This is a genomic window from Kitasatospora sp. NPDC091257 (genome assembly GCF_044757675.1).
Taxonomy (GTDB): Bacteria; Actinomycetota; Actinomycetes; order Streptomycetales; family Streptomycetaceae; genus Kitasatospora; species Kitasatospora lactacystinica.
This window is the reverse complement of record NZ_JBIVVI010000834.1, coordinates 1-4,171: the sequence shown is the minus strand read 5'-3', so window position 1 is coordinate 4,171 and position 4,171 is coordinate 1. Positions and strand designations below refer to the sequence as shown.

At 73.7% G+C, this 4,171-nt stretch carries 3 protein-coding genes; all 3 read right to left on the bottom strand.

Going from position 1 to position 4,171, the window contains the following annotated elements; genetic code table 11:
• A partial coding sequence (locus ACIQOV_RS30495) for a penicillin-binding transpeptidase domain-containing protein (RefSeq protein ID WP_401053828.1) occupies positions 1 to 2,054 on the bottom strand: 2,054 nt, incomplete at its 3' end.
• Between the two features lie 73 nt (positions 2,055 to 2,127).
• Positions 2,128 to 2,664 (bottom strand): cell division protein FtsL, encoded by a 537-nt coding sequence (locus tag ACIQOV_RS30490; RefSeq protein ID WP_387729413.1) that lies wholly within the window; start codon positions 2,662 to 2,664, stop codon positions 2,128 to 2,130.
• A 132-nt stretch (positions 2,665 to 2,796) separates the two neighbouring features.
• The gene (gene rsmH / locus ACIQOV_RS30485) at positions 2,797 to 3,771 is read right to left on the bottom strand and encodes a 16S rRNA (cytosine(1402)-N(4))-methyltransferase RsmH (protein WP_401053826.1); all 975 of its coding nucleotides are present in this window, start codon (positions 3,769 to 3,771) and stop codon (positions 2,797 to 2,799) included.
• Between the last annotated feature and the right edge of the window lie 400 nt (positions 3,772 to 4,171).

The following is a 4,171-nucleotide window of genomic DNA, read 5'->3' as shown; positions in this document are numbered from 1 at the left end:
GGGGCGTCGGCGGGGGCGAAGCCGATGAAGGAGGCGGTGTAGCCGTCGTAGCCGACGCCGTTGGCGGCGCCCCGGTTGGCGGTGCCGGTCTTGCCCGCGACCCGGTAGCCGGAGATGGCGGCCTTGCCGCCGGTGCCCTGCTCGTCGTCGACGACCGACTCCAGCATCGAGGTGAGGGTCTTGGCCGTCTCCGGGCTGACCACCCGGGTCTGCTCCCCCGGCGCGCTCGGCGTGTACTTGCCGTTCGGGTCGGTGACGCCCTGGACGATGCTGGGCGCGACCCGCACCCCGCCGTTGGCGATGGTGGAGTAGACCGAGGTGGCCTGCAGCGCGTTCATCTGCAGCGGGCCCTGGCCGAAGGAGATGTTGTACTTCTCCGAGGCGACCAGGTCCTCCGGCTTCTTGAGCATCCCGGGGGTCTCCCCGGGGAAGCCCAGGCCGGTCGGCCGGGCCACGCCGAACTTGCGCATGTAGCCGTCCAGCACCTGGTTGGCCTTCAGCTGGTCGCCGTCGCCGAGGGTCTCGACCGCCTCGATGGTGCCGATGTTGGACGACTTGGCGAGCACCCCGGCCAGGGTCAGGTACCAGGGGTCGTGGTCGATGTCGTCCTTGAACTGCTGCCCGGCCCGGACCAGCCGGTTGGGCACGGTGACCTTGGTGTCCCAGGTGGCCTTGCCGGAGTCCAGCACGGCGGCCAGGCTCATCAGCTTGGCGGTGCTGCCCGGCTCGTACGCGTCGGCCAGGGCGGGGTTGCCCAGCTGCGCCTGCTTGGACAGGCTCAGGTCGTTCGGGTTGAAGCCGGGCGCGGTGGCCATCGCGAGGACCTGACCGGTCTTCACGTCCTGGACCACCACGTAGCCCTTCTCCGCGCCGGAGTTGGCCACCTGGTCGGTGATCGCCCGCTGGGCGGCCCACTGGATGTCCCGGTTGATGGTCAGCTTCACGTCGTCGCCCGGCACGGCCGGCTCCATCGAGCCCCCCGCGGTGGGCACCAGCCGCCCGCCCGACTGGGCGTAGCTGCTGTGGCCGTCCTTGCCGGCCAGCAGCTTCTGGTACTGGAGCTCCAGGCCGCCGGCGCCCTCGCCCTCGGCGTTGACGAAGCCGACCAGGTTGGCCGCCAGCCCGTCCGCGGGGTAGATCCGCTTCTGGGTCTCCCGGTTGAACACCCCGGCCAGCGGGTTGGCGCACTCGTTGTCCACCCGGGTGCGTCCGCCCTGGTCGGCGGGCTTGCCGAGCAGCCTCTTCTGGGCCTGGCAGGCCCGCGAGCCGGCCTGCTTCTCCAGGCCCGACTTGAGGTCGCTGATCTGCTTCTTGGCGGCCGGGGTCTGCTGGGCCGCGAGCCGCTTGTAACGGCTCTTGGGGGTGTGCAGGTCGGCGGCGATCTTCTCCTTGGGCACGCCGAGGATCGGCGACAGCAGCGCGGCCGCCTGCTCCGGCGCGTCCGGGATGCCGGTCGCCTCCGGGGTGAACATCGCCGGGTCGGCGGTGATGTCGTACGCGTCGACGGTGGCCGCCAGCGAGACCCCGTCGGAGGACGTTATCGAGCCGCGTTCGGCGGTGATCGGGATGTTCAGGTAGCGGTTGGTGTTGGCGTCGGCGGCCAGCGCGTCGGCGTCCACCAGCTGGAGCTGCACCAGGCGGCCCGCGAAGACGGAGAACACCAGCGACAGCACCACGCTGATCACCCGCAGCCGGCGCTTCGGCTCGGCCAGTTTGAGCGCCTTGGGGCGCAGCGACGGACGGCTCCGCGGGCGCACCGCCGCCTGGCTGCGGGCCGGCGGGCGTCCCTCGGGGCCGCGCTGCTGCGGCGCCCGCGGGGTACGGCCGACGGAGGCCGACCTGGCGGGCTGGGCCTTGGCCGACTGGCTGCGGGCGGGCTGACCCTTCGCCGGCTGGCTCCTGGCCGGTTGGCCCTTCGCGGGCTGACCCTTGACCGGCTGGCCGCGGCCGGAGCCGGACTGCGCGCGCGGCGCGCCGCCGCGGGGCACCGGACGGCGGCCGTTGCCGCCACCGGACCCGCTGGACCCACTGGTGGGTTGACGTGGAGTGCTCATGCGACCACCTCGCTGCGCTCGGCGGACGCTTCGCACCATTCGTACCTGTTGACGGTTCGCCCGTTCCGCCCGCTCACCGGCCGGCACCCCCGCTCGGCTTCGCGCCCGCGGCGGGCGGGACCGGGTTGAGCTGGATCACCGAGTCACCGGCGGACGCCGCCGGGGTCGGCGCCGGCGGCGGGGCGGCCGGCGACGGGGCACCGCCCGGCTGCGGCGCGGCCGGCGACGGTCCGGCGCCGGGCTGGGCGGCACTCGGCTGGGCCCTGGTCGGCCACGGCTCGGCCGTGGACCGCTTGACCGGCGGGCTGTCCTGCGCCGGGCCCGGGGTGCCGATCACCTTGCCGCCGTTCGGAACGTCCAGGAAGGCCATGCCGCCGGCCGGGACCATGCCGAGCTCGGCCGCGCGCCGCGACAGCGCGTCCGGCGCCGAGCTCTGGTCGATCTCGTGCTGGAGGCCCTGCTGCTCGTCGGTCGCCGTCGTGGTCTGCTTCTGCAGCCGGGACAGCTCGAAGGAGCCCTCGTTGAGCGCGGTGTTCAGCGTGAGCAGGCCGAGCAGCCCGGCCGCCAGCAGCACCACGATGAGCACCGCGAACGGCGTGCGCCTCCGCACCGGGCGCCTGCCCGGCCGGACCGTGATCCGTGCCCTGCCCTGCCTCGGGAGTCCTCCCCGCCCCGCCCGGACCTCACCGGCCACCGGCCCCACCGCTCTCCTCCGCCCTTCGGACCCGCCGGGACCGGTTCGTCAGCCCCGCTTGCTACGGTCCCTGATCCTCTCCGCCACCCGCAGCCGCACGGGCGCGGCACGCCGGTTCTCCTCGATCTCCTCCTCGGTGGCCAGCTCGGCACCGCGAGTGATCAGTTTGAGCCAGGGCTGGTGCTCCTCCGGGATGAACGGCAGGCCCGGCGGAGCGGTGGTGGTCGCACCGGCGGCGAAGCACTGCTTGACCAGGCGGTCCTCCAGCGACTGGTAGGACATCACCGCGATCCGGCCGCCCACCGCGAGGACGTCCAGCGCGCCCGGGATCGCCCGGTCCAGGACCTCCAGCTCGCCGTTGACCTCGATCCGCAGCGCCTGGAACGTCCGCTTGGCCGGGTTCCCGCCGGTCCGACGGGTCGCCGCCGGGATGGCGTTGCGCACCAACTCGACCAGACGCGCGCTGTTGGTGAACGGTTCCTTCTCCCGCTCCCGCAGGATCACCGAGGCGATCTTCCCGGCGAACCGCTCCTCGCCGTACACCTTGAGGATCCGGGCCAGGTCGCCGTGGCTGTAGGTGTTCAGCACCTCCGCCGCGCTGATCCCCCGGGTCTGGTCCATCCGCATGTCCAGCGGCGCGTCCTGCGCGTACGCGAAGCCGCGCTCGGCCTCGTCCAGCTGCATCGAGGAGACGCCGAGGTCGAACAGGACGCCGTCCACCTCGTCGATGCCCAGGCGCTCCAGCACCTCGGGGATCTCGTCGTAGACCGCGTGCACCAGGGTGGCCCGGTCGCCGAACGGGGCCAGCCGCTCGCCGGACAGCTTCAGCGCCACCGGGTCGCGGTCCACCGCGACCAGCCGCACCTGCGGGAACTGGGTCAGCAGCGCCTCGCTGTGCCCGCCGAGGCCGAGGGTGGCGTCGACCACGACGGCACCGGGGCGCGAGATCGCCGGGGCCAGGGCGTCCATGCACCGCTGGAGCATCACCGGAACGTGCTTGGGGCCCGGTTCGTTGGTGGTCATGCGCGGTGGCGCCCTTCCTCGGTGCGGAGCAGCCCGACGTCCGGGAGCTGCGACCATTCTCGCCCACCGTGCCCCGGCACGACGAAGCGGCCCGTGGTCCCCGCCCGCTCAAGGGGAAGGTCGTGACCGCCCGGCGCCGGGGAAGGTGCGCCAGGTGGGCACGGAGCGGGAGGAGGCCACGGACCGCGTCGACCGGGCCGCACCGGCCGGGAAGGCCCGGTTGACGGGCCCCGGCGGGTGTGCTCCACTGCGCCGCAAACTCTATCGCGCGGGCCTTGCCAGTCAATGGTCCGCTCCGGCGCACCACCCGGGCGGCGGTACGGATCACCGCAGGTCGCGGGCGTGCGGGTGGACCGGTGGCGGCACGGATCGGGGGCCTTCGGCGGCCGGCGCGCGCCCC